This is a genomic window from Novosphingobium sp. HNCC26BN242, from assembly GCF_057180525.1.
Genome location: NZ_JBXUGM010000003.1, coordinates 504,416 through 528,873 on the forward strand (window position 1 = coordinate 504,416; position 24,458 = coordinate 528,873).

A 24,458-nucleotide genomic window follows, 5' to 3' on the forward strand; every position below is an offset into this window, starting at 1 on the left:
GTTTCACTAATGCAACCTTGCAGAGAACCTCTCCTTGGTTAGGTTCAGCCTTGAACAGCTATCGCTTGTCAATAAGAATTGGAAGGAGCCGCCTTCGTGGCTACGGCAGAAATCACCCGGCAGTCTGCCGTCCCGGAGCTTGATCTTGATGGTCTTGATTCGGTCCTTGGCCTGCACATTGGCACCGTCAACACGCTATTCGTCACCCGCACTGAAAAGCGACTCGATCCGCTCAGCGTCACGCCCAAGCAGGTGGCAATCCTGTGGTTGATCAATGCCAATCCGGGCGTCAAGCAGACCGATCTTTCCCGTTTCTTCCAAATTGAACGTCCCACAGTGCATCAATTCGTGCGGCAATTGCTGAAGAACGAATTCATCGTGAACGAACCATCGAAGCTCGATCGTAGGGCAGGGGGCTTGTGGCTCACCGAAGCCGGGCGCGAAGTGCTGGCCACGGCCCGAGAACTCATTTTCGAACATGAAGCAGAACTGACGGCTTGCCTCACCCAACGGGAAAAGTCCGAACTCTTCCGCATCCTGATGAAGCTCTACCTGTTATCGCCTGCAAAACCCTGATGGCAAAACCCTGATGGCAAAACCCTGATGACTGTTCATCGACAGGACATGCGCAGCGTGCGATACATATATCATGACTATTGAAACGCCACCGATGAAACGTCTCGCCCTGATTGGTGTCCTTGGCCTTGCAATGTTTGCAGGCGTGGTCGCTCAGGCTGGAGCGCAAGCCGCTGCCGGAGATCCTGCGCGCGGAAAATCGGTCTACGCCCGCTGTGCCGCCTGCCATGATCTGAACACCGGCGCGACGCGGCTTGGCCCCTCGCTCAAAGGTGTGATCGGGCGGACTTCGGGCACATCGCCAAACTTCAACTATTCGCAAGCGCTCAAGGATAAGGCTGTGGTGTGGAATGCCTCCACGCTTGACCAGTTCCTTGCCGGTCCCGCCAAATACGTGCCCGGCAACCGCATGGCCTTCCCGCCGCTTGCCAACCCGCAGGATCGGGCAGACCTGATTGCCTTTCTGGATCAGTCTGCGCACTGACTTCCGGCAATACTGACTTCCGGCAATACTGCGCAGTTTGAACATGACTATGCGGTGATGAAGCTGCGGCACCAGTGGCCGCAGCTTTTTCATGTTTGTAGCCACGCTTGATCGCTCATGGTTGACGGCCTCGTGCCAGACCGGCACTTGAAATCCAGCGCAATTTACAATCATGTGGCAGGGATCGGGCGCATTGGCTGTTGCTGGCCCTGTGCCGGATGCGAAAAGGATGCAGGATGGATAAGGCTCTGATTGGCAACGCTCTGATTGGCAAGGCTTTGATCGGTATCGCTGCATCCACCAGTCTACTGTCGGTTCAGGCCCTTGCCCAACAGGCGCAAACTAATTCGGGTGCGCTTCATGGTGTTGATATGGGCAACGGTGTGGCTGTCTTCATGGGCATCCCCTATGCCGCGCCCCCCGTGGGTGAAAACCGCTGGCGGGCACCGCAACCCGTGCAACCGTGGAAGAGCACGCGCGATGCGGGCAATTTCGCGCCCGATTGTGCTCAGGCCCCGTTTCCGCCGGATGCCGCTCCGATCAGGACAAAACCTGCGGAAGATTGCCTTTATCTCAATGTTTGGAAACCGGCAAAGGCGGGGACAGCGGCAAAGCTGCCCGTCATGGTCTGGGTCCATGGCGGCGGCTTCGTCAATGGCGGCACATCTCCTGCTATCTATTCGGGGGACAATTTTGCCCGCGATGGGATCGTGCTGGTCAGCATCAATTATCGGCTCGGGCGCTACGGTTTCTTCGCCCATCCGGCCCTCGCGGGCGAAGGTTATGGCGGCAATTTCGGCTTCCTTGATCAGATCGCCGCGCTCAAATGGGTGCAGGCGAACATCGCCGGGTTTGGCGGTGATCCGGCAAACGTGACGGTCTTCGGTGAGAGTGCAGGCGGCATGTCGATGCACATGCTGCTGCAAGCGCCCGAGGCACGCGGCCTGTTCCACAAGGTCATCATCCAGAGCGGCGGCGGGCGTGACATGACTCTGCCGATGCCCACCATGGCCCTTGCCGCAAAGGCGGGCGAAGACTTTGCCCCCGGCCTCGATGCTGCCGCACTCCGGGCGCTGCCGGCGGGAAAGGTCACTGGTGATCTGTCGATGATGACGATGACCAAACCTGGCTACTCCGGCCCCATGATTGATGGCCGGACCATCTTCGGGTCCAGCATCGACGCCATCAATGCAGGGCTATACGCCAAAGTCCCCGTAATGGTCGGCGCGAACTCTGCCGATGGTTTCCCGATGACGACCGACAAAGCCGCGATCTTCGGCGAATACGCTGCAAACGCCGCACAAGCCCGCCGTCTCTATGATTCCGATGGCCAGACGCCCGGCCTTGTCGTTGCCACGATGACCAGCGCAGACCGGTTGTTCATCGAACCGGCCCGCGCCGTCGCGCGTGCTTTGGCAGCGCGCGGGCACGCGGCCTATCATTTCCGCTTCGGCTATGCGCATCCGCAGGTGAAGGCAGTGATGGGTGGCGCACCCCACGCCAGTGAAATTCCCTATGTTTTCGATACAGTTGTGGTCCGCACTGAGCCAACCGGCAAAGCGCCTGGCGAGGATTCCATCGCACGGCGAACACACGATCTTTGGGTCAATTTCGCCAGAACCGGTATTCCGTCACCTGCGTGGCCTGCCGCAACAGCGGGCGATACCAAGGTCATGCTGATTGACGAGAGCGGCGCAACGCACACTGACGATCCCTATCGTGCACGCCTCGATTTTGCCGAAAGCCTCGTTGCGGGCAAATAGCCCCATCGTCGCATCACGCTTGGATATCGTGCTAACGCCAAACTGGCGCAGGTAATTCTACCGTTGGAATTGACATTCCGGCGAGAGCGTTCATTTGTTGGGGATGCTCTCGCAAAAGACGCGCTATACGATCCGGGCTTTGCAGCATCTTGCCGATACGGTTGGGCAAGGGCCGGTGCGCCTTGATGCGATTGCCGAGGCGCAGAACATTCCGCGCAAATTCCTGACCGTGATCCTGTCTGAAATGGCGCGCGAAGGGATTGTCGTTTCGCACCGTGGGCGTGATGGCGGCTATGAACTGGCGCTCGCCCCGGTCGATATCCGTTATGGCGATATCATCCGGTTGACTCGCGGCAGCCTTGCGTTGGTCCCCTGCGCCAGCCGCAATGCTTATGAACATTGCAACAATTGCCTGCCCGAAGCCGAATGCAGGTTGCGCGGGCTGATGCTGCAGCTGCGCGATGAAACGGCAGCAATCCTTGATCGCATCACGCTGGCCGATCCGATCAGCGTGGAACCGCCGTTTACCGAAGCCTGATTGGGATTCGCGCAGCTTTGCGCAAAATCCGGTAACTTCACTTGGCGTTCAGGAACCTGCTGGCTATAGGGTCATCATGACGCATCCTGCCCCGCGCCGTCCTCTGCGCTTCGCCGTTATCGCTGCTGCTACTCTTGCCATCGGCCTGACCGCTGGCTGTGCAGGCGGTGGCAACAAGAAGAAGGACGTGGCCTATGTCGCCCGCGATGTGGACACGCTCTACACCGCAGCCAAAGAGCGTCTGGACCGGGGCGATTCCAAGCAGGCCGCTGCTCTGTTTGACGAGGTTGAGCGCCAGCATCCCTATTCGCCGTGGGCACGCCGGGCACAGCTGATGTCGGCCTTTAGCTACTACGTCACGCGCGATTATCCCAAGTCGGTGCAGTCTGCGCAGCGGTTCCTGTCGATCCACCCCGGCAACAAGGATGCGCCTTACGCCTATTATCTGGTGGCACTGTGCTACTACGAGCAGATTTCTGACGTTACGCGCGATCAGAAAATCACCCAGCAGGCGCTGACCGCGATGAACGAACTGGTCCGCCGCTATCCGAACACCGATTATGCCGCCGATGCCCGCCTCAAGATCGACCTGATCAATGATCACCTTGCCGGCAAGGAAATGGAAATCGGCAGGCTCTATCAGCGCAGCGGCAAATGGCTGGCTGGAACGCTGCGTTTCCGCACCGTGGCCGAAAAGTTCCAGACCACCAGTCACGCGCCCGAAGCGCTCTATCGCCTGGTCGAAAGCTACCTCTCGCTCGGCCTGCCCAAGGAAGCACAAAAGGCCGCTGCGGTTCTCGGGACCAACTATCCGGGCAGCAAGTGGTATGAACGGTCGTACGATCTGATGAACAAGCACGCGCCAAGCACGACTGCGAGCTGATTTTGCCTCTGCGGTCGCAATTCACTCAGAACCCGTAAACAAGCGTTAGACGGCTCGTCGTGTCAGTCCCAAACCGCCCCAGTTCGGGTGCGGTTTCGTGCTGCACCATGTACGACAGTCGCGCTTTCAGCTTTCCGATCAGCTTTGAATCCAGCGCGGCCAATGTGTAGAATGTGCTACCAGTGGCGTCGGAATATATGCTGGCGTCCTGCGTAAATTGCAGGCCGGGGGATAGAGTCACCTTGGCCTCCAGCGATGCCAGCCCGGCAACAACTGATTCCCGTTCGGCCTCAACCGGTTCGGTCACGCGCCAGGCAGGCCCGGCCTTCACGTTGATCTTGGCAGATTCGGCGTTCAGCACCTTGTAGCCCAGTCCCCCGGAAATGCTGTATCGCGATGCAAAGCCCTGAAAGCGGTCTTGTTCGTATTGGCCCAGGCCGAACACATATCCGCGCTCGTCAAACTTGTAATTCGGCTCGGCTGAAAAACGATACTGTTCGCGCGTCACTACGCCCAATGTTTCCTGATAATCGGCCCGCGCATTGGTTCCGATCCGCCAGTTTTGGCCTTCGACGAGCAGCTTGAAAGCGCCCACCAGGCCGATGCCGGGCGCGTTGCCGGTATTCTTGAACGCCCCAGCTTCGCCTTCACCCGTGATCTTCACCGCTGCGGCAACAGTTGCAGCAGCGTCAGCCTTCGCCGGCTCTGGCTGCGGCGCGGGAAGGGCAGGGGGCCTGACCGCTGCCAGCGCAGGAGCGCCTATGCTTTCCGGCCATGCGGCGATGTGCAGGTCGATGGCTGCCACGGACTGCGGAAATGCGCTCTTAATCGTGCGCACAACGGCATCGACCTGTGCGGCGTCGCCGGATTTCAGCGCGGCGTCCAATATCAGCGCAACAGTCGGGGGTAAATCCGTGTCCGGCGCAGCCGTGTCGGCTGATACTGCTTGCCTTGTTGCCAGCGAAAGGGCCGCTTGTCCTGCAATCGCGGGTGTGGCCGTCGTCAGGGCAGCAACCAGCAGGCAGGCGGACATGGTCAAACGTCTCCAAAATAGTTGGCAAATCAGGCCCTTGCAGACCGATCTTAGCCTTTATGCCAGCCTTTTGCCATCGAACCACACCAAAATTGGCGTACGGTCATCGCATAGGTTTGCGCCGTAGTGCCCACCATGCGGCCGCCACGATCACGACGGTAAGCGCACTGGCAATGAACTGCGGCTGAAGATCGCGCACCAATGCCATCGCCAGCAGCACGATCACGATCGCCGCTACCGTGGCATAGGACAGCCACGGAAACAGCCACATCCGCAAAGCTAACGTCTCCGGTGCCGTGGCTTCGATGATCCGGCGCTGACGGATTTGGGCAAGGCACACCATCAGGTAAATCACCAGCATCAGCGCACCTGACGCGCTCACCAGAAAGCTGAACACCGTGCCCGGAGACAGCACCGATGCCGCCATCGCGCCATAGCCGAACAGGCTGGCAATGATCGTCGCACGCACTGGCACCTTGCGCTTGTTCAGCCGGATCAGGCTCTGCGGCGCGTCGCCATGCCGAGCCAGCCCGAACAGCGCCCGCGATGTCACGTAAAGCCCGGAGTTCAGGCACGATAGCACCGCCACCAGCACCACCACGTTCATGATCGCCTCAGCCGCCGGAATGCCCATCAGCCCCAGCGAACTGGCATAGGGGGAAAGCCCCGGCTCGATCGTGTCCCACGGCTGCACTGCCACGATCAGCGCGAGCGACACCACGTAGAACAGCAGGATGCGCAGCGCCACCGATCCAGTCATACGCGCGATAACTTGTGCCGGCGCACGCGATTCAGCCGCCGCCACCGTCGCAATCTCGGCCCCGCACAGTGCAAAGATCACGCTCGTCACCCCGCCAATCACCGCGCCCCATCCCTTGGGCACGAACCCGCCGTGCGCCGTCCAATTCGCAAAAGTCGGCCCATCGGGCGATGTCACGCCAAAGGCCCAGAGCCCCGCAATCACAATAAACCCGATAATCGCGGCGACCTTTGCCGATGAAAGCCAGAACTCGAACTCGCCATAGGATCGCGCCGAAAACAGGTTCACCATCGTCATCAGCGCCAGCAGCACGCTACCGATCAGCCAGACCGGCAAGGGCACCCATAACGCAATAATCGCCGCCCCGGCAATCGCCTCGATCGCCACCACGATCACCCAGAAGTACCAGTACAGCCACCCCGTCACGAACCCCGCCAGCGGGCCCCAGGTGTCGCCAAAGCCGATCCGCACATGTTCGGTAAACGATCCCGCGGCGGGATTGAGCATCGCCATCTCGCTCAACATGCGCATGATCATCAGAATCACCACGCCCGCCAGCGCATAGCTGACCACCACCGCCGGGCCGATCTGGTTGATCGATGTGGACGACCCCACAAACAGACCCGCCCCGATGATCCCGCCTATCGCAATCATCGCCACATGGCGGGCATGCAGCGCGGTATCCAGCGTCTGGGAACTGTCGTTCATCGGCATCCCGAAGGTCTAAAGACAAGCCCCGACCATACCCAAAACCCGGCCACGCACCAGCATCGCAGTGAAATGCGACCACAACAAAGGTTGCACCGCCCCCAGCGCCAGCGCAGCATGTGCAGCACCAAGGGGGAGAGGTAATGGGCCTGAAGACACTCTGGAACGCGCACGTCGTACCGCGCATGATCAAATGCGCCTGCGGGGCGCCGGGCATTGCCGAACTGCGCGGCGGCATCGTGCCGCAGGCCAAGGGGCGCGTTTTCGAACTTGGCTGCGGCGGCGGGCTCAACCAACCGTTCTATGATCCTGCCCGCGTCACTGCTTTTGCCGGGATCGATCCTTCGGGAAAACTGCTCGATTACGCCCGCCAAGCCGCCGACCAAAAGGGCTGGCAGGCCGATATCCGCGAGGGCATCGGCGAGCAAATCCCCTTTGCCGACGATAGCTTCGATACCGCCGTATGCACTTATACGCTGTGCTCGGTCGATGACCCGGCCAAGGTCCTGTCCGAACTGCGCCGCATCCTTCGGCCCGGCGGCACGCTCCTGTTCCTCGAACACGGCCTTAGTGAAGACGGCGGCGTGGCCAAATGGCAGCGGCGGATCGAGCCCATGTGGAAGCCGCTGATGGGCGGCTGCCACCTGACCCGCGCCGTCACCGCCCCGGTCCGCGCAGCAGGCTTCCAGGTTGACCGCTCCGATCACAAATATATGGACGGCATGCCAAAATGGGCCGCGTGGATGGAGTGGGGCTCTGCTGTAAAGCCCACCTGAAACCACCGCCGATCACCAAAAGGAAAAGGCCCCGCCATTGCTGACGGGGCCTTTTGCCTTGTGCCGGCTATCGCAGGTCAGTCACCAAATGTGCGCTGCCACCAGCCCCGGCGCGGTGTTTCCGGTTCGCCAGCATCGGCGGCAATTTCGGCCTCCGCTGCTGGAGCCTCAGCCGTCACCGCTTCTGCAGGAGCCGCTTCTGCCGCCACGGCATCAGCCTTCTTCTTGCGCACCCGCTTGGGCTTTTCTGCCACAACTTCGGCGGAAGCTGCTTCGGCCACCGGCGCATCTCCGGCAGGCTCTGCTGCTGCAACTTCTGGCGCAACCTCGGCCACCGCTTCGGCATCGGCTTTCTTCTTGCGCACCCGCTTGGGCTTGGCCGGAGCTTCCGCTTCTGCCGCGACTCCTTCTGGCACCTCTGCGGCCACAACCGGTTCAGCCGCAACTGCATCCTCGGCAACCGGCGCTTCTGCTACAGCAGCATCGGCCTTCTTCTTGCGAACGCGCTTCGGCTTGACTGGAGCCTCTTCAGCTACCGGCGCAACCTCTGGCTCTGGCGCAGGCTCGGCATCAACCGACACTGCCACATCAGCAGCGGCAGCTTCCGGCTCACCAGCATCGGCCTCGTCGCCTTCAGCCTGCTCGCCGTCAGCCTGCTCAACGCCACCTTCACCGTTTTCACGACCGCCACGCTTGCGACGGCCACGGCGACGGCGCTTGCGCGGACCACGGTCGTTGCCATCATCGGTCTCGTCGGTGTGAACGGCTTCGCTGCCTTCTGCCTCGCTGCCCTCGGCTTCATCGCCAGTGGCTGCAAAGTCAGCAGCTTCGCCTTCAATGCCTTCACCTTCACCGGTCTGAGCCTCGCCATTCTCGTCACGCCGGTCCCGGCTGCGGCCACGACGGCGCTTGCGACGCTTGCGACGGCCATCCCCGCCCCGTTCTTCGCCGCCACGCTCTTCGCCACCGCGATCTTCGCCGTCACGCTCGTCAGCGGTGCGCTCACCATCTGTCTCACCGTCGGCGTTGTCGGCACCGCGCTCACTGCGGCCTTCGTCGCTGCGATTGCGGTTGCGGTTGCGATCGCGGTTGCCACGGCGCGGCTGCTCTTCGACTTCTTCTTCCTCGTCGAAGTCCTCTTCGACGATATCGTCCTCTTCAGGCTCGATAATCGGTTCAAAGCGCGGCACGAACTCCGGCTTCGGCCCGCGCGATGCGACGCGCATCTTCGCGCCCTCGTTCTCGCCTTCGGGGATTACTTCTACCGAAACGCCATAGCGTTCCTCGATTTCAGCCAGATCGGCGCGCTTGGCATTCAGCACATAGATCGCTGCTTCCTGCGAAGCATAGAGCGACACCACGTTGCCCTTGCCCTTGGCAGCTTCGTCTTCGATCATGCGCAGCGCCGAAAGTCCGGCAGACGATGCCGTGCGCACCAGCCCCGAACCATCGCAATGCGGGCAGGCGCGCGTCGTTGCTTCAAGCACGCCGGTGCGCAGCCGCTGGCGGCTCATTTCCATCAGGCCGAAGCCCGAAATGCGGCCCACCTGAATGCGCGCGCGATCGTTCTTCAGCGCGTCCTTCATCGCCTTTTCGACTTTGCGGACGTTCGATCCGTATTCCATGTCGATAAAGTCGATGACGACAAGGCCGGCCATGTCGCGCAGGCGCAATTGGCGGGCAATCTCGCGCGCGGCTTCAAGGTTAGTGGCAACCGCGGTCTGCTCGATGCCGTGTTCCTTGGTGGAACGGCCCGAGTTGATGTCGATCGAAACCAGCGCTTCGGTCGGGTTGATGACCAGATAGCCGCCGCTCTTCAGCTGCACGACCGGATCATACATCGCGGTCAGCTGGTCTTCTGCGCCATAGCGCTGGAACAGCGGCACCGGATCGGCATATTGCTTCACCCGCTTGGCGTGGCTCGGCATCAGCAGCTTCATGAAGTCCTTGGCGGCGCGGTAACCCTGCTCACCCTCGACGACGACTTCTTCGATCTCGCGGTTGTAGATGTCGCGGATCGCGCGCTTGATCAGGTCACTGTCCGAATGGATCAGCGCCGGTGCGACCGAGCGCATCGTGCGCTCGCGAATCTCGTCCCACAGACGGGCAAGATAATCAAAGTCACGCTTGATTTCGGGCTTGGTGCGCTGCAACCCTGCGGTGCGCACGATACAGGACATAGAACGCGGCAGGTCCATCTCGGTCACGATGGACTTCAAACGCTTGCGGTCTGCCGATGAGCTGATCTTGCGGCTGATGCCGCCGCCATGGCTCGAATTGGGCATCAGCACGCAATAGCGGCCAGCAAGGCTCAGATATGTGGTCAGCGCAGCGCCCTTGTTCCCGCGCTCTTCCTTCACGACCTGCACCAGCAGCACTTGGCGGCGCTGGATCACGTCCTGAATCTTGTAGCGGCGGCGCAGCGCCATGCGCTTTGCGCGGAGTTCGTCGGCTTCCTTGCCTTGGGCACGGCCACCCTGACGGCGGCGGCCCTGATTGCGGCCCCGGCGACGGTTGTCACCCTCGGCACCACCTTCGCCGTCTTCGTCCGAACCTTCGCCCGCGTCGCCTTCGTCGCCCCCTTCGCTTTCGTCGTCACCCTCGTGATCAAAGCCGTTTTCAACCACGCCGCCTTCGATCGTGGCGACCTGATCTTTTTCCGAAGTGTCGACTTCGGTCACGCCCTGATCTGAATCGTAACCATCGCCTTCATAGCCATCATCGTCATCGTCGCCGTCTTCGGCAGCGCGCAATGCGGCTTCTTCCTCGGCGTGGGCTGCTTCTTCGGCCAGCAGCGCCTCACGGTCTTCTTTGGGGATCTGGTAGTAATCCGGGTGGATTTCACTGAACGCCAGAAATCCGTGCCGATTGCCGCCAAAATCGACAAACGCCGCCTGCAGCGAAGGTTCTACACGGGTTACCTTGGCGAGGTAGATATTGCCCTTGATCTGCTTGTGATCCGCAGATTCAAAGTCGAATTCTTCAATCCGATTGCCCTTTAGCACCGCCACCCGGGTTTCTTCCTGGTGGCGCGCATCGATAAGCATGCGCGTGGTCATTACAAATTCTCCAGCCGCACCGTCGCCGGGTTGCCCCTGCGTTGCTGGCGCGGAATATTTGGGATGGACGAACGTCTTGGGCACGGATCACTCCGGCGCGCTGATCGTTCGCAAATGCGGGTTTGCCGGATCGGAGCGTTGCGGCGCGCAGCGTGAACGCTGCCTTGCCCTGTCGCTCGCCGCCCGGCGGCGGTTGGTTTGCGTCTGCTGTGAAGATAACTCGCGGCGAAATGCGCGCGCCGTTGTGCGTGCATGCCGCAACCGCCCCTGTGGGGCAGTCTGGCAGGAACGAAACACGGCTCATCATCACGGCATCAACCTTGTCGCGTAAAAGAGGCGCGCTTGCGCTTCACACTTGTGCGCTTGTGCTCTTCCACGTTGGCGGGGCTTATGCCAGCGGGCTTTTCCTCGCCCACCGCAGCGCGAACATGCGCTTTTTTGCGGTATCAGCGTGAAATGCGCCGGTGCTGGCTCGCCCCGGTACACAGGTGCTAGCACTCCATTTGCAAAGCGGCAATTAAAAGAATGTCACCAAGTATTCGTTAACGTTGTAGGCAATTGTTAACCAAGCGGGTCATTTCCTGCTGGACCGGGCGGGCTAGGGCAGGGCATAGGCAACGCCGGATGGATGACAGGGGTCTCATTGCTGCGATTTTTGCTGCGCCTGTGCTCGCGGCTGCGGCAATGTGGACGGCCTTTTCCACTGGTATCGCACAAGTCGAACCGCGCTATGTGATCCGGCTTGATCTGCCTGCAAGCGGCGGCAAGATCGGACTTCCGAAAATTGAAGGCCCCGCTGATACGGCGCGCCCGCTGGTGGTCATCGATGCAGGCCACGGCGGCCACGATCCCGGCGCTAGCGGTGCTAAGGGAGAGCGGGAAAAGGATCTGACGCTGGCGCTGGCCAAGGTCTTGCGCAATGAGTTGCTGGCCGATGGCCGGGTCCGCGTGGCCATGACCCGCGATACCGACACGTTTCTGGTGCTCGAAGAACGCTCGGACATCGCCCGCAGGCTGGGGGCCGATCTGTTCATCTCGGTGCATGCCGATGCGGCCCAAAGCCCTGCGGCGCGGGGGGCCACGGTCTATACCTTGTCCGACAAAGCCTCTGACAGCGTAGCTGAAGCCATGGCGAGCCGCGAAAACCGTTCCAACACGATCAACGGGGTTTCGCTAGAGGACAAAGGCGCCGTCGTGTCATCGATTCTGGTCGACCTTTCGCGACGCGAAATGCGCGGGCGCTCGATGCGGTTCGGTGAACTGGTCGTGCGCGAATCCACGGGGCGATTGCGCTTTCACTCCACGCCCCAGCGTGAGGCGGCCTTCATCGTGCTGAAATCGCTCGACCTGCCCTCCGCGCTGATCGAAGCGGGCTATATCAGCAACGCAGAAGATGCGAGCGCAATGCGCGATCCGGCTTGGCGCAAAGGCTTCGCCCGCGCAGTCGCGCAGGCGGTCGAGATATTCCTCGCGGAAAAGCTGGCGCCCGCAACAATCGAGTCACCTGCAGCTGAGTCTTCATTGGCACAACGTTCGGACCTGCCGTGATCGGCAGTGGCTGTGGATCCAATTTTCCGGATTTTGCGCAACAGGCACTGGCTTGCCCGCGCAGGGCCGTGCTAGAGGCGCTCTCGTAATGGTCGAAGAAACGTCCCAGCCGTCACGCTTCAAGCTCCTGCGCGGGGATGGCTTTGCGCGTTTGCGGTCCGCTCCGGCATGGTATCGGGCCAAATGGCGCACCAGCCGTTGGTTTCGTCTTGCCAATTATCTGCTGGCTGCGTTTCTGGTTGCCTGGTTCGTGCTTTGGGTTGCGGTGATCCGCACGCTCCCGTCGGCAGACCGCCTGCTCACCTATCAGCCACCGCTGCCCACGATGGTGCGCGGCAATGACGGTGAAATCGTGTCGAGTTATGCGCGTGAACGGCGCGTGCAGTTGCGGTTCGTCGATTTTCCCGAACCGATGATCAACGCCTTCCTGGCGGCTGAGGACAAGACGTTTTGGACGCATGGCGGTATCGACATCTTTGGCCTCGCCGGGGCTGTGGCCGATTATGCGCTCAAATTCGGATCGGGAGAGCGCGCGCGCGGCGGCTCGACCATCACGCAGCAAGTCGCCAAGAACATCCTGATTGGCGATGAATACTCGATTTCGCGCAAGCTGAAGGAAATGATCCTCGCGCGAAGGATCGAAGGCGTGCTGGACAAGCAGCAGATCCTCGAACTCTACCTCAACGAAATCCCGCTCGGTCGCCAAAGCTTCGGCGTGCAGGCCGCCTCGCGCGCCTATTTTGATAAGGACGTCGGCGATCTGCTACTGCACGAAGCCGCGTTCTTGGCGATCCTGCCCAAAGCGCCCGAACGCTATGGCCGCGCCAAGTATGAGCAGATGGCGCTTGATCGGCGCAACTATGTGCTTGATCAAATGGTGAAGAACGGTTGGGCCACGCCCCAACAAGCGGCCAGTGCTGCGGCCATGCCCCTGGGCCTCAAGCCGCGCCGCGCTGAAAACTATACTGCCGATGCCGGTTACTTCCTTGAAGAAGTACGGCGGCAACTGATCGAGAAGTTTGGCGAAAAGGCCGAGAACGGCCCCAACAGCGTCTATGCAGGCGGGCTGTGGGTGCGCACCTCGCTCGACACGCAATTGCAGACTGCGACACAGAATTCGCTGCGGACTGCGCTCTTGCGTTATGCTGGCGGGCGGGGCTGGCATGGCCCGATTGCCAAGATTGATGTCGATGGGGATCGCTGGCAGACCGAACTGATCACCAGCAACATCTCCATCAAGTACCAGAACTGGCGGGTCGGCGTGCTGCTGTCGCGCTCGGGTTCGTCGGGGACTGTTGGCTTCTCCGATGGCAAAACCGCCGATGCTACAGGTCTCCCCGATGCGATCCGCCCGGGTGACATTACCGCCCTCGTACCGGTCAACACTGGAACGTATGCAGTGCGCACCGTGCCCGAGGTGTCGGGCGGCATGGTCGTGCAGAACCCGCAAAGCGGCCGGGTGCTGGCGATGCAAGGCGGCTTCGACGCGCGCCTCGGCTCGTTCAATCGTGCCACGCAGGCCAACCGGCAGCCCGGCTCCACGATCAAGCCCTTCGTCTATGCGACCGCGCTCGACAACGGCATGACGCCAGCCTCGATGGTCGTCGATGGCACCTTCTGCGTCTATCAGGGTGCGGCGCTGGGCGAAAAGTGCTTCCGCAACTTCGGCAATGAAGGCGGTTCGGGCAGCCACACGATGCGCTGGGGCCTCGAACAATCGCGCAACCTGATGACCGTGCGCGTGGCCAACGATGTCGGCATGGACAAGGTCGTCCGCACGATCGGCGCGGTCGGCATCGGAAAATACGAACCCTACCTCTCTATGGCGCTTGGGGCGGGTGACACCACGGTGCTGCGCATGGTCAACGGCTATTCCGCCCTCGCCAACCATGGCCGCCAGCACGCGCCGACGCTGATCGACTATGTGCAGGACCGCAATGGCAAAGTGATCCTGCGCGCCGACAATCGCCGCTGCGATGGCTGCTCGATGCCGCAGTGGGATGGCAAGCCCATGCCGCGCTTTGCCCCCGGCGGCAAACAGGTCATGGACCCGCGCACAGCCTATCAGGTGGTCCATATGCTTGAAGGCGTGGTGGTGCGGGGTACAGCGGTGACGCTGCGCGATCTCAACTTGCCGCTGTTTGGCAAGACTGGCACCACTTCTGGCCCCACCAACGTCTGGTTCGTCGGAGGATCACCTGATATCGTAGCGGGGGTCTATATCGGCTATGACCAGCCGCGCAGCCTTGGCGGATATGCGCAAGGGGGACGAATAGCCGCACCTGTGTTCAAGCAACTGGTTCAGGAAACCCGCGCACGGTGGAAGGATATTCCGTTCCGGGTGCCCGAGGGGGTGCGGATGGTGAAGATTGACCGCGTTTCGGGCAAGCGGGTGTTTGGTGGGACGCCGGATAACGATGTGGCCAAGGCATCGGTGATCTGGGAGGCGTTCAAGCCGGATACTGAGCCACGGCGGACCGCGCGCGCCGGAGAAATGACGGCAAAACATGCGGTTATCGATGCTCTGCGCCGCGCCCGAGGCGCGCGCGGCCTGCCCGAGGGCGGGGGTGACGAAGCGCCGGTGGAGCAGGATTTCCTGGAGGAGCAGGGCGGCATTTACTGAGCGCTGTGCCTGCCAACATTGCCTGCCCACAAAGGCATTGGCGCGCCGGACAGGTGTCTGGTATTCGCCAACACTATGAACAAGCCCCTGATCGCCGCTGCCGCTGCAGCCATCGCCCTGTTTTCTGCCCCAGCTTCGGCTGAACTCGCCAGCGGGGCTTCGGCACCGGTGTTTGAGGCCAAGGGCGCGCTGGCGGGCAAGCCGTTCTCGTTCTCGCTGGCCAGCGCGTTGAAGAAGGGGCCAGTCGTGCTCTACTTCTACCCCAAAGCCTTCACCAGCGGTTGCACGCTGGAAGCCCACGCCTTTGCCGAGGCGAGCGACCAGTTCAAGGCCGCAGGGGCCACCGTAGTGGGCATGTCGAACGATGACATCGCCACGCTGCAGAAGTTTTCGACCGAAGCCTGCCGTGACAAGTTTGCCGTGGCCGCGGCAACGCCGCAGGTGATCAAGGCCTATGACGTAGCGCTGAAGGCCGCAGGCATCTCCACGGGGCTGACCAAGCGCACCAGCTATGTGATTGGCCAGAACGGCAAGATCGTGATGGTCCATTCCAACATGGATTACCGGGATCATGTGAAGATGACGCTGGCCGCAGTGCGCAAACTCAAGGGCTGACCGGAACCGCAATTCACGCTTGGGCTTTACATGCCTGTCTGCTTCGCTAAGCGGCGCAGTTCGTTTTGCGTTTGACCGGAGTGTTTTCCATGCGTGCCGAAGGGCAGGCCCATATTGACCGCATCAATGCCGCACTGGCACTGGTGCGCAAGTTCCTCGACTGGGACCGCGCCGTGCGCCGTCTGGACGAGTTGAACGCCCGCGTCGAAGATCCGAAGCTGTGGGACGATCCCAAGAAGGCCGAGGAAGTGATGCGCGAACGGCGCAGGCTTGAGGCGTCAATCGGCACGGTGAACCAGATCGGGCAGGAAATGGCCGACGCGATCGAGTTCATCGAGCTGGGCGAGATGGAAGACGACGAGGCCACCGTCAACGAGGGCCTTGCCACACTGGCCGCACTGGCCGAGCGGGCCGACAATGACAAAGTGCAGGCGCTGCTGGCGGGCGAAGCCGATGCCAACAACGCCTTCCTCGAAGTCCACGCCGGTGCCGGCGGCACCGAAAGCCAGGATTGGGCCGAAATGCTGCAGCGCATGTACACGCGCTGGGCCGAACGCCATGGCTACAAAGTGGAACTGGTGGATTACCATGCCGGTGAAGCCGCCGGGATCAAGAGCGCGACGCTGCTGATCAAGGGCGAGAACGCCTATGGCTATGCCAAGACCGAAAGCGGCGTGCATCGTCTGGTGCGGATCAGCCCTTATGACAGTTCGGCCCGGCGGCACACCTCGTTCAGCTCGGTCTGGGTCTACCCTGAAATCGACGATAACATCGAGGTGGAGATCAATCCGGCCGACCTGAAGATTGATACCTATCGCGCATCGGGCGCAGGCGGGCAGCACGTGAACACCACCGATTCGGCGGTGCGCATCACCCACGTGCCGACCGGGATCATCGTGGCCAGCCAGAACGACCGCAGCCAGCACAAGAACCGCGCAACCGCGATGGGCATGCTGAAGGCGCGGATTTACGAAGCCGAACTGGCCAAGCGCGAAGCGGCGGCCAGTGGTGAATATGCCGCCAAGACCGAGATCGGCTGGGGACACCAGATCCGCTCTTATGTGTTGCAGCCCTATCAGCAGATCAAGGACCTGCGCACCGGGGTGGTATCGACCAACCCCAGCGAAGTGCTTGATGGCGCGCTCGATCCGTTCATGGCCGCAGCCCTTTCCCAGAAGGTGACCGGTGAAAAGGTCACCGTGGAGGACGACGACTGATGCGCCGGGCTTCGGCCCTTGCACGTCTTTTGCCGGTGATCCTGGCATCGGGTCTGTTTGCCTGCAAACCGCTGGCAAAAGATGATGCCGCAGGGGGGCGGGCCGCGACTGCGCAGATCTTCCCGCGCGCCGAACGCCCGGTTTCCAAGATTGTCAGCACGCAGTTTTCCAATGAAGCTGACCGCGATCTGCAGGGCGAAGCGGCCAAAGTGATGGAATTGGCCGGTATTGCGCCGGGGATGAGCGTGGCCGATGTGGGTGCGGGCGAGGGGTATTATACCGTGCGCCTGGCCGAACAGGTGGGGCCGCGTGGCCGCGTGGTGGCGCAGGATATCGATGGCGATGCGCTGCGCCGGTTGGGCGCGCGGGTTGAGCATGAGCGGCTGGACAATGTCTCGATCAAGCCCGGCGAAGTGGATGATCCGCGCCTGCCGGAGCGCAGTTTTGACCGCATCATGCTGATCCACATGTACCACGAGGTGAACGAGCCTTATGCGTTCCTGTGGCGGATGTGGCCCGCGCTGAAGCCGGGGGGCAAAGTGGTGGTGGTGGATATGGACCGGCCGACCGAGCGCCATGGCATTGCGCCCTCGCTGCTGACCTGCGAACTGGCGGCAGTGGGCTTTCGCTTGGAGGCGATTCACCGTAAACCGGAGATCGCGGGGTATTTTGCGCAGTTCGTGGCCGAGGAAACGCGGCCCGAACCGGACAAGATCAGGCCATGCCGTTCCAAAGTAGCCAAAGGTGCGCCCAAGGATAGTGGCGCTTAAGGCGCGTTGAAAGGAAATTGATGTCTGCGTTCAAGGGGTTGAAGCCGATACTTTATGGTGGCCGTGAAGTTTGGCCGCTGGTTGAAGGCGGCAAGGGTGTTTCAGCAACGAACCACATGAGTTCGGGCGCGTGGGCGGCTGCCGGGGGGATCGGCACGGTCAGCGCGGTGAATGCCGACAGCTATGATGCCGAAGGCAAGATTGTTCCACAGGTTTATGATGCGCTGACGCGCAAGGAACGCCATGAACAGCTGATGACTTATGCCATCGATGGCGCGGTGGAGCAGGTGAAGCGCGCGCACGACATTGCCGGGGGCAACGGTGCGATCAACATCAACGTGCTGTGGGAAATGGGCGGTGCGCAGCCGATTCTGGAAGCGGTGCTGGATCAGACGCGCGGTCTGGTGACCGGAGTGACCTGCGGCGCGGGGATGCCCTACAAGCTGTCGGAAATCGCGGCGCGCTATAACGTGCATTATCTGCCCATCGTGTCATCGGGCCGTGCATTCCGCGCGCTGTGGAAGCGGGCCTATCACAAGGTGCCCGAACTGCTGGGCGCCGTGGTTTATGAAGATCCGTGGCTGGCGGGCGGGCACAATGGCCTGTCGAACGCCGAAGACCCACGCAAGCCGGAAGACCCTTATCCGCGCGTGAAGGTGCTGCGTGATGTGATGCGCGCCGAGGGCATTTCGGACAATGTGCCGATCGTGATGGCAGGCGGCGTGTGGTTCCTGCGTGAATGGGACAACTGGATCGACAACCCGGAGCTGGGCTCGATTGCCTTCCAGTTCGGCACGCGGCCTTTGCTGACCGAGGAAAGCCCGATTCCGCAGGGGTGGAAGGACCATCTGCGCACGCTGGAGCCGGGCGACGTGTTGCTGCACAAGTTTTCGCCCACCGGCTTCTATTCATCAGCGGTGCGCAATCCGTTTTTGCGCGCACTGGAAGCGCGGTCGGAGCGGCAGATTCCCTATTCGCGCGTGGAAGCGGGCGAACATACGGTGCAGCTTGATGTGGGCGTGCGGGGCAAGAACTTTTGGGTGACGCCCAACGATTTGGCGCGGGCGCGCGAATGGCATGGCGCAGGCTATGTCCACGCGCTGCGCACGCCGGACGACACGATGGTGTTTGTGACGCCGGAAGAGCGCGACGAAATCCAGCAGGACCAGAAGGACTGCATGGGCTGCCTTTCGCACTGCGCGTTTTCTTCGTGGAAGGACCACGACGATTACACGACCGGAAGGCTGGCCGATCCGCGCAGCTTCTGCATCCAGAAGACCTTGCAGGACGTGGCGCATGGCGGGGAACTGGACAAGAACCTGGTGTTTGCGGGCCACGCGGCCTATCGGTTCAAGCAGGACCCGTTCTATTCCAACAACTTCACGCCGACGGTGAAGCAGTTGGTCGACCGGATTTTGACCGGGGATTGAGTTGGGGGGGCAAGCGTTACCCCCGTCGCCCCGTGCTTGACACGGGGCTTGGCTATCCTTTGCCTCAAGTCCGGATTGGCACGCTTTCGTGAGGTCAAGCAGCCTCGACCAGAGTTTGCCGGTGGCAGATCAGTGGGAGGGCGGCGTCGCAAGGTAGCCAAGCCCCGTGTCAAGCACGGGGCGACGGAGATGTTGGGTTGTGTTGTGTGTAAGGCTTGCTGCGATGGCAGAGCATTACCTCACCTGTTTCGACTGACATCAATGTACCGGGCAATTGGCAATCATTCCCATCTCCACCCGTCGCCCCGTGCTTGACACGGGGCTTGGCTTTTCTTTCCGCCCCACCTTTGCCACAACAGCCGAATGGAAAAAGGCGGCTGGGTCTACATCATGGCAAACCGCTACCGTGGCGGGATGTATGTTGGCGTCACCGCTGACCTGACCCAGCGCGTATGGCAGCATCGTGAAGGCGACGGCTCGATCCACGTAACGGATTTTGGCAAGACAAGGCTGGTCTATGCCGAGCGGCACGAGGAGATCGAACCCGCCATCGCACGCGAGAAACTGGTCAAGAAATGGCGCCGGGAATGGAAATTCGCGCTGATCGAGGCGGACAATCCCGATTGGCTGGACCTTTGGGACCAGTGGTATCCGGCGGTGGAAGTGCGGGAAGGCGACGTCGAAAGGTAGCCAAGCCCCGTGTCAAGCACGGGGCGACGATAGTGGGTTTTGGGATTTGAGGGTATTTTGCTGGCCAGATGAATGGCGGCTTCTGGAGCGGCGGCAAATCTGACTGAATGACGGCAGTTGGGCGCTGAGCAGTCGTTCGCATGTCAGTAACGAAAAGGGACGCGGCCCAACCATCCGAGCTTTTCGCGGGTCCTCTTTTGGCAATGAAGTTACATCATTTTTCCGATAATAATGGCGAGGGCAACTGCGCCCAGAACAACAGCGAGCACGATGTTAGCGCCGACGCTGATCCAAAAGCCGCCAGCACCTCGACCGCGGCGTTGAAATGTGCTGGTGGATCGCGTGCGCCCGCCCCAATCGGCTTCACCGTCGCGCATTTTCACCCAAGCGCCCCACAACAAAATACTGATCCCAGTTATGAGGATCACTAGAAGGACTTTGTCAGCTAGATGAGACTGCATAGCGCCGAATTTGCAAGATTACGTCATTGTCCGCAATGGCGTCGTGTCCAGAACGGCAGCTTTTGCAGAAAAATCAGTAATTGCCGCCGCCCCAACACCGGGAGAGGCACACCCCCTCCCAGTGCAACAATCAGTCCATCTCCCATGCGCGTTCGCCGTGGCTGGTGATGTCGAGGCCTTCGCGTTCCTCGTCCTCGGTCACGCGCATCGGGATGATCATCGAGACCATCAGCGCGCAGACGACGGTGGCAAAGGCGCTCCATAGCGCGACGATGCCGACGCCAGCGATCTGGGCGACGAGTTGGCGGGCGAGGTCCATGCCTTGGGCATAGCCGGTGCCGCCGAACGATTCCGAGATGAACACTGCCAGCATGACCGAGCCGAGCATGCCGCCGACGCCGTGGACGGCGAAAACGTCCAGCGAATCGTCGATTTCGAGGCGCTTTTTCACGAGCTGGATCATCGGGTAGCAGACCACGGTGGCCAGCGCGCCGAAGAGCATGGCGGCGCCGGGCGCGATGTATCCGGCGGCGGGGGTGACGGTGGCGAGGCCTGCAATCGCGCCTGTGGCGAAGCCAACCGAGGTGGGTTTGCCGACCGCGAACTTTTCGATCACCAGCCACACCAGCGCGGCTACGCAGGCGGCGATATGGGTGTTGATGATGGCCGAGGCCGCATCATCGTTGGCCGCAAGCGCCGAGCCGCCGTTGAAGCCGAACCAGCCAACCCAGAGTAGCGCAGCGCCAGCCATCGTGAGCGAGGGGCTGTGCGGGAGCATCGCCGTTTTGGGAAAGCCCGCGCGCTTGCCCAGCAGCATTGCGACGACGAGGGCGGAAACGCCTGCCGTGGTGTGGACGACGATGCCGCCGGCAAAGTCCATCGTACCGAACTTGGTGGAGAGCCAGCCGCCGCCCCAGACCCAGTGGGCCACGGGCGCATAGACGATCAGGCCCCACAGCGCGCAGAAGCCGATGACCCAGCCGAAGCGAGCGCGGTCTACCCATGCGCCGACCATCAGGGCAGGGGTGATCAGCGCAAAGCACATCTGGAACAGCACGAAGGCGCTTTCAGGGATGGTGGTATTGGCGCGCACGTTGCCGAGATTGAGCAGCATCCACGCGTTGCCGCTGCCGAGCCAGCCGCCTGCAACGTCTCCGAAGGCGAGCGTATAGCCGACCATGATCCATAGCACCGAGGCGACCGAGGCTATCGCGCCGACTTGCACCAGCACGGCGAGGAAGCCCTTGGCGCGCACGAGGCCGCCGTAGAACAGGGTGAGACCGGGCATGGCCATCATCAGCACGAAGGCGGAGGAGACGAGAATCCATGCGGTGTCGCCGGTGTCGGCCACATCTTCGGCGCTGACGGCTTCGAAGCCGGTTTGGGCCAGCGCCAGCGCAGGCATGAGCAGCGTGATGAGCGCGGCCAGAACCGCAGTCAGGTTTCGCATGGATATGTCTCCCCTCTGGCGCGGGGCTTTAGGGCAACAATGCGCAAAGATACAAGCGGGCGTGGGACCGATTGTTGTGCGAAACGGGGACGGAGGCGGTTAGACGAGGCCTTCGAGCACCTGATCGGGGGGGCGGTGGCCATCGGCCCAGAAGCGGATATTGGCCATGACCTTTTCGCCCGAGGCCTGCCGCCCTTCGAAGGTGGCGCTGCCCATGTGGGGGAGAATCGCGACGTTATCGTGCGCGAGCAGGCGGGGATCGACCTGCGGTTCGTGCTCGAACACATCGAGCCCGGCGCCGCCGATCCGGCGTTCGACCAGTGCGGTGATCAGCGCCTCTTCTTCGACCAGCTGGCCGCGGGCGGTGTTTACCAGATAGGCGTGGGGCTTCATCAGCGCGATGCGGCGGGCGTCGATGATGTGGCGCGTTTCAGGCGAGGCGGGGCAGTGGAGGGTGAGGATATCGGCCTGCGCCACCAGGTCATCGAGGCTTTCGACATAGCGCGCGCCGAGCATCGTCTCCACCGCTTCGGGCAGGCGGTGGCGGTTGTGGTAGGCGATGTTGAGGCCGAAGGCGCGGGCGCGGTAGGCGACGGCCTGGCCGATGCGGCCCATGCCGATGATCGCCAGCGTCTTTCCGGCAAGGCGGTGGCCGAGCATGGTGGAGGGGGCCCAGCCCTCCCACTGGCCTGCGCGCAAGGTGCGGCCACCGTAGTTGAGGCGGCGGCTGACCGAGATGATGAGGGCGATGGCCATGTCGGCGGTATCGTCGGTAAAGACGCCGGGGGTGTTGGTGACGATGATCTTGCGCGCGCGGGCGGCGGCGAGATCGATATGGTCAATCCCTGCGCCGAAATTGGCGATGAGGCCGAGTTGGGGGCCGGCCTGCGCGATGAGGTCTGCGTCGATGCGGTCCGTTACTGTGGGGACGAGGACGTGCGCGGTCTGCATTGCGGCGACAAGCTGGTCGCGGCTGAGCGGGCGGTCTTGCGTGTTGAAGGTGGTGTCGAACAACTGCGCCATGCGCGCTTCGGTTTCGGGCAGCAGGCGGCGCGTGACGGTGACGCGGGGCTGGCCTTCGACGCGGCGGACGGAGCGATAGTCGGCTGAGCTTGGCATGACTTGCAGGCTAGGCGCGAGAGGTGCGGGCGGTCAAGCGCAGGGCGATACTGCGATGGTGGACAGTGCGCGCGCAGGTGTTGCCCAAGCTGCGCAATTTTGCGACGGATCGGGGATGATCAAGCGGATTGCCATTATTCTTGCCATCGCGTGCGCGCCTGCCCCGGCATGGGGGCAGGGCGCGGACGAGGGCGTGCCTTATTGGGTCTCAACCGCCAAGTACACCGCCAATATGCGGGTGGGGCCGGGGCGCGAGTATCGGATCAGCTGGACCTACACCCGCAAGGGCGTGCCGCTGAAAGTGCTGCGGGTGATGGGCAGTTGGCGTCTGGTCGAGGACCCGGACGGTGCGCGGGGTTGGATCCTGTCGCAGTTCTTGACGCGCGCACGGGCGGGGATCGTCAAAGGCAGCATCACCGGCCTGCGCGAGAACAAGGACGGCAGCGGGCGCATTCTGTGGCGCGTTGCGCCGGGCGTGATCGGCAAGCTGGAAAAATGCGATGACGGCTGGTGCGAGTTTGATGTGGCTGGGCGCAAGGGCTTTATCAGGGCCAGCAGCGTGTGGGGTGGTGGGCAGCCCTGAGTGATAGCCCCGGCCCTTGGCAGGCCGGGGCTTTCCTGATCAAACCAGCTCTACAGCCAGCGCGGTGGCTTCGCCGCCGCCGATGCAGAGGCTGGCGACGCCTTTGGTCTTGCCGTGCTTCTTGAGGGCGGCCAGCAGCGTGGTGACGATGCGGGTGCCCGAGGCGCCGATGGGGTGGCCGAGCGCGGTGGCGCCGCCGTTTACGTTGATCTTTTCGTGCGGGATACCAAGGTCATGCATCGCGAACATGGCGACGCAGGCGAAGGCTTCGTTGACTTCGAACAGATCGACATCGGCGATCGACCAGCCAGCCTTTTCCAGAACCTTCTGGATCGCACCGACCGGGGCGGTGGTGAAATCCTTTGGCTCTTGTGCGTGGGCGGCCAGCGCAACGATCTTGGCAACGGGTGTCAGGCCAGCGGCCTTGGCCACGCTTTCACGCGCGAGGACCACGGCGGCAGCGCCATCGGAGATGGACGAGGAGGTGGCGGCGGTGATCGTGCCGTCCTTGGCGAAGGCGGGCTTCAGCGAGGGGATCTTGTCCGGGCGGCCCTTGCCAGGGGCTTCATCGGTATCGACCACGACTTCGCCAGCGCGAGTCTTGACCGTGACGGGGGCGATTTCATCCTTGAAGGTGCCATCGGCCACGGCGGCCTGCGCACGGCGCAGCGATTCGACGGTGTAGGTGTCCTGCTGTTCGCGCGTCAGCTGATAGGCGTTGGCGGTATCCTGCGCGAAAGTGCCCATCGCGCGGCCTGCTTCGTAGGCATCTTCGAGGCCATCGAGGAACATGTGGTCATAAGCCGTGTCATGGCCGATGCGCGCGCCCGAGCGGTGCTTCTTCAGCAGGTAAGGGGCGTTGGTCATCGATTCCATGCCGCCTGCGACGATCACATCGACGCTGCCCGAGGCGAGCGCTTCTGCGCCCATGATGATCGTCTGCATGCCCGAGCCGCAGACCTTGTTGACCGTGGTGGCCTGAACCGATTTGGGCAGGCCAGCCTTGATCGCAGCCTGTCGGGCCGGGGCTTGCCCTAGGCCAGCGGGCAGGACGCAGCCCATATAGATGCGTTCAATGCTGTCTGCCGAAACGCCAGCCCGCTCAACCGCAGCCTTGACCGCAGTTGCGCCCAGATCGGTTGCAGCGACATCGGCAAGCGCGCCCTGCATTGCGCCCATCGGCGTGCGGGCATAGGACAGGATCACGACAGGATCGGCAGACGAGAATTGTGCCATGGCTTTTCGGCCCCTTGTGCTGGGTTTGGCGTACGGGTGCTGATTGTCTTACCGGGCACCCTTGGGTTCAGGGTCGCTACATAGTGCTGCAGTGCAGCGAACGCAAATGGGGCTTTGGTCTGAACCATGGTTGACG

The 24,458-nt window shown here is 62.0% G+C and carries 21 protein-coding genes; 14 read left to right on the forward strand and 7 right to left on the reverse strand.

Features of this window, described 5'->3' with window-relative positions:
* The first annotated feature begins 96 nt into the window (after positions 1 to 96).
* The 5 genes from AC2A1F_RS14460 (at position 97) to AC2A1F_RS14480 (ending at position 4,244) form a co-directional block, all read left to right on the forward strand.
* A complete protein-coding gene (locus AC2A1F_RS14460; RefSeq protein WP_484209461.1) occupies positions 97 to 576 on the forward strand; it encodes a MarR family winged helix-turn-helix transcriptional regulator in 480 nt (159 codons plus the stop codon).
* 94 nt (positions 577 to 670) lie between these two features.
* Positions 671 to 1,060, forward strand: coding sequence for a c-type cytochrome (locus AC2A1F_RS14465; protein ID WP_484209462.1), 390 nt, complete (start codon positions 671 to 673; stop codon positions 1,058 to 1,060).
* A gap of 236 nt (positions 1,061 to 1,296) precedes the next feature.
* On the forward strand, positions 1,297 to 2,823 hold the full coding sequence (locus AC2A1F_RS14470) for a carboxylesterase/lipase family protein (RefSeq protein ID WP_484209463.1): 1,527 nt from the start codon (positions 1,297 to 1,299) through the stop codon (positions 2,821 to 2,823).
* Positions 2,824 to 2,926: 103 nt separating this feature from the next.
* On the forward strand, positions 2,927 to 3,361 hold the full coding sequence (locus AC2A1F_RS14475) for an RrF2 family transcriptional regulator (RefSeq protein ID WP_484209464.1): 435 nt from the start codon (positions 2,927 to 2,929) through the stop codon (positions 3,359 to 3,361).
* Between the two features lie 76 nt (positions 3,362 to 3,437).
* Entirely contained in the window at positions 3,438 to 4,244 is an 807-nt protein-coding gene (locus tag AC2A1F_RS14480) for an outer membrane protein assembly factor BamD (RefSeq protein WP_484209465.1), read from the forward strand.
* Between the two features lie 25 nt (positions 4,245 to 4,269).
* Here the strand turns inward: AC2A1F_RS14480 and AC2A1F_RS14485 are convergent, their stop codons facing one another.
* Together AC2A1F_RS14485 and AC2A1F_RS14490 are read right to left on the reverse strand one after the other, a co-directional pair.
* On the reverse strand, positions 4,270 to 5,277 hold the full coding sequence (locus AC2A1F_RS14485; protein WP_484209466.1) for a DUF481 domain-containing protein: 1,008 nt from the start codon (positions 5,275 to 5,277) through the stop codon (positions 4,270 to 4,272).
* Between the two features lie 103 nt (positions 5,278 to 5,380).
* The gene (locus tag AC2A1F_RS14490; RefSeq protein ID WP_484209467.1) at positions 5,381 to 6,745 is read right to left on the reverse strand and encodes an amino acid permease; all 1,365 of its coding nucleotides are present in this window, start codon (positions 6,743 to 6,745) and stop codon (positions 5,381 to 5,383) included.
* 143 nt (positions 6,746 to 6,888) lie between these two features.
* On the opposite strand from AC2A1F_RS14490, the gene AC2A1F_RS14495 reads away from it, so the two are divergent.
* Complete coding sequence (locus AC2A1F_RS14495; protein ID WP_484209468.1) at positions 6,889 to 7,521, forward strand: class I SAM-dependent methyltransferase; 633 nt, start codon at positions 6,889 to 6,891, stop codon at positions 7,519 to 7,521.
* A gap of 77 nt (positions 7,522 to 7,598) precedes the next feature.
* Here the strand turns inward: AC2A1F_RS14495 and AC2A1F_RS14500 are convergent, their stop codons facing one another.
* A complete protein-coding gene (locus AC2A1F_RS14500) occupies positions 7,599 to 10,580 on the reverse strand; it encodes an Rne/Rng family ribonuclease (RefSeq protein ID WP_484209469.1) in 2,982 nt (993 codons plus the stop codon).
* Between the two features lie 624 nt (positions 10,581 to 11,204).
* On the opposite strand from AC2A1F_RS14500, the gene AC2A1F_RS14505 reads away from it, so the two are divergent.
* From AC2A1F_RS14505 to AC2A1F_RS14535, 7 genes are all read left to right on the forward strand, one after another.
* Positions 11,205 to 12,128, forward strand: a complete 924-nt coding sequence (locus tag AC2A1F_RS14505; RefSeq protein ID WP_484209470.1) for an N-acetylmuramoyl-L-alanine amidase family protein — start codon at positions 11,205 to 11,207, stop codon at positions 12,126 to 12,128.
* Positions 12,129 to 12,216: 88 nt separating this feature from the next.
* The gene (locus tag AC2A1F_RS14510; RefSeq protein WP_484209471.1) at positions 12,217 to 14,751 is read left to right on the forward strand and encodes a penicillin-binding protein 1A; all 2,535 of its coding nucleotides are present in this window, start codon (positions 12,217 to 12,219) and stop codon (positions 14,749 to 14,751) included.
* Between the two features lie 75 nt (positions 14,752 to 14,826).
* Positions 14,827 to 15,366, forward strand: a complete 540-nt coding sequence (locus AC2A1F_RS14515; protein ID WP_484209472.1) for a peroxiredoxin — start codon at positions 14,827 to 14,829, stop codon at positions 15,364 to 15,366.
* Positions 15,367 to 15,455: 89 nt separating this feature from the next.
* Positions 15,456 to 16,583, forward strand: coding sequence for a peptide chain release factor 2 (prfB, locus tag AC2A1F_RS14520; RefSeq protein WP_484209473.1), 1,128 nt, complete (start codon positions 15,456 to 15,458; stop codon positions 16,581 to 16,583).
* Positions 16,583 to 17,353: a class I SAM-dependent methyltransferase gene (locus tag AC2A1F_RS14525; RefSeq protein ID WP_484209474.1), complete on the forward strand. Its 771-nt coding sequence runs from the start codon at positions 16,583 to 16,585 to the stop codon at positions 17,351 to 17,353. Before prfB ends, AC2A1F_RS14525 begins: the two co-directional genes overlap by 1 nt.
* A 20-nt stretch (positions 17,354 to 17,373) precedes the next feature.
* Positions 17,374 to 18,783 (forward strand): NAD(P)H-dependent flavin oxidoreductase, encoded by a 1,410-nt coding sequence (locus AC2A1F_RS14530; protein WP_484209475.1) that lies wholly within the window; start codon positions 17,374 to 17,376, stop codon positions 18,781 to 18,783.
* 363 nt (positions 18,784 to 19,146) lie between these two features.
* Entirely contained in the window at positions 19,147 to 19,473 is a 327-nt protein-coding gene (locus tag AC2A1F_RS14535) for a GIY-YIG nuclease family protein (protein ID WP_484209476.1), read from the forward strand.
* A 209-nt stretch (positions 19,474 to 19,682) separates the two neighbouring features.
* Here the strand turns inward: AC2A1F_RS14535 and AC2A1F_RS14540 are convergent, their stop codons facing one another.
* The 3 genes from AC2A1F_RS14540 to AC2A1F_RS14550 form a co-directional block, all read right to left on the reverse strand.
* Positions 19,683 to 19,934 (reverse strand): hypothetical protein, encoded by a 252-nt coding sequence (locus AC2A1F_RS14540; RefSeq protein WP_484209477.1) that lies wholly within the window; start codon positions 19,932 to 19,934, stop codon positions 19,683 to 19,685.
* A 130-nt stretch (positions 19,935 to 20,064) separates the two neighbouring features.
* The gene (locus AC2A1F_RS14545) at positions 20,065 to 21,384 is read right to left on the reverse strand and encodes an ammonium transporter (protein ID WP_484209478.1); all 1,320 of its coding nucleotides are present in this window, start codon (positions 21,382 to 21,384) and stop codon (positions 20,065 to 20,067) included.
* Positions 21,385 to 21,483: 99 nt separating this feature from the next.
* Positions 21,484 to 22,503 (reverse strand): 2-hydroxyacid dehydrogenase, encoded by a 1,020-nt coding sequence (locus AC2A1F_RS14550; RefSeq protein WP_484209479.1) that lies wholly within the window; start codon positions 22,501 to 22,503, stop codon positions 21,484 to 21,486.
* Positions 22,504 to 22,618: 115 nt separating this feature from the next.
* Between AC2A1F_RS14550 and AC2A1F_RS14555 the strand changes: the two genes are divergently transcribed.
* Positions 22,619 to 23,086: an SH3 domain-containing protein gene (locus tag AC2A1F_RS14555; protein WP_484209480.1), complete on the forward strand. Its 468-nt coding sequence runs from the start codon at positions 22,619 to 22,621 to the stop codon at positions 23,084 to 23,086.
* Positions 23,087 to 23,125: 39 nt separating this feature from the next.
* On the opposite strand, the gene AC2A1F_RS14560 is transcribed toward AC2A1F_RS14555, so the two are convergent.
* Positions 23,126 to 24,322 carry an acetyl-CoA C-acyltransferase gene (locus tag AC2A1F_RS14560; protein WP_484209481.1) on the reverse strand — a complete coding sequence of 399 codons (1,197 nt, stop codon included), beginning with the start codon at positions 24,320 to 24,322 and terminating at the stop codon, positions 23,126 to 23,128.
* Between the last annotated feature and the right edge of the window lie 136 nt (positions 24,323 to 24,458).

Excerpts from the sequence above, each read along its gene's own strand:
- AC2A1F_RS14465 (WP_484209462.1), top strand. The coding sequence starts at position 671 with ATGAAACGTCTCGCCCTGATTGGTGTCCTTGGCCTTGCAATGTTTGCA.
- AC2A1F_RS14470 (WP_484209463.1), top strand. The coding sequence starts at position 1,297 with ATGGATAAGGCTCTGATTGGCAACGCTCTGATTGGCAAGGCTTTGATC.
- AC2A1F_RS14475 (WP_484209464.1), top strand. The coding sequence starts at position 2,927 with ATGCTCTCGCAAAAGACGCGCTATACGATCCGGGCTTTGCAGCATCTT.
- AC2A1F_RS14480 (WP_484209465.1), top strand. The coding sequence starts at position 3,438 with ATGACGCATCCTGCCCCGCGCCGTCCTCTGCGCTTCGCCGTTATCGCT.
- AC2A1F_RS14485 (WP_484209466.1), bottom strand. The coding sequence starts at position 5,277 with ATGTCCGCCTGCCTGCTGGTTGCTGCCCTGACGACGGCCACACCCGCG.
- AC2A1F_RS14490 (WP_484209467.1), bottom strand. The coding sequence starts at position 6,745 with ATGAACGACAGTTCCCAGACGCTGGATACCGCGCTGCATGCCCGCCAT.
- AC2A1F_RS14495 (WP_484209468.1), top strand. The coding sequence starts at position 6,889 with ATGGGCCTGAAGACACTCTGGAACGCGCACGTCGTACCGCGCATGATC.
- AC2A1F_RS14500 (WP_484209469.1), bottom strand. The coding sequence starts at position 10,580 with ATGACCACGCGCATGCTTATCGATGCGCGCCACCAGGAAGAAACCCGG.
- AC2A1F_RS14505 (WP_484209470.1), top strand. The coding sequence starts at position 11,205 with ATGGATGACAGGGGTCTCATTGCTGCGATTTTTGCTGCGCCTGTGCTC.
- AC2A1F_RS14510 (WP_484209471.1), top strand. The coding sequence starts at position 12,217 with ATGGTCGAAGAAACGTCCCAGCCGTCACGCTTCAAGCTCCTGCGCGGG.
- AC2A1F_RS14515 (WP_484209472.1), top strand. The coding sequence starts at position 14,827 with ATGAACAAGCCCCTGATCGCCGCTGCCGCTGCAGCCATCGCCCTGTTT.
- prfB (WP_484209473.1), top strand. The coding sequence starts at position 15,456 with ATGCGTGCCGAAGGGCAGGCCCATATTGACCGCATCAATGCCGCACTG.
- AC2A1F_RS14525 (WP_484209474.1), top strand. The coding sequence starts at position 16,583 with ATGCGCCGGGCTTCGGCCCTTGCACGTCTTTTGCCGGTGATCCTGGCA.
- AC2A1F_RS14530 (WP_484209475.1), top strand. The coding sequence starts at position 17,374 with ATGTCTGCGTTCAAGGGGTTGAAGCCGATACTTTATGGTGGCCGTGAA.
- AC2A1F_RS14535 (WP_484209476.1), top strand. The coding sequence starts at position 19,147 with ATGGAAAAAGGCGGCTGGGTCTACATCATGGCAAACCGCTACCGTGGC.
- AC2A1F_RS14540 (WP_484209477.1), bottom strand. The coding sequence starts at position 19,934 with ATGCAGTCTCATCTAGCTGACAAAGTCCTTCTAGTGATCCTCATAACT.
- AC2A1F_RS14545 (WP_484209478.1), bottom strand. The coding sequence starts at position 21,384 with ATGCGAAACCTGACTGCGGTTCTGGCCGCGCTCATCACGCTGCTCATG.
- AC2A1F_RS14550 (WP_484209479.1), bottom strand. The coding sequence starts at position 22,503 with ATGCCAAGCTCAGCCGACTATCGCTCCGTCCGCCGCGTCGAAGGCCAG.
- AC2A1F_RS14555 (WP_484209480.1), top strand. The coding sequence starts at position 22,619 with ATGATCAAGCGGATTGCCATTATTCTTGCCATCGCGTGCGCGCCTGCC.
- AC2A1F_RS14560 (WP_484209481.1), bottom strand. The coding sequence starts at position 24,322 with ATGGCACAATTCTCGTCTGCCGATCCTGTCGTGATCCTGTCCTATGCC.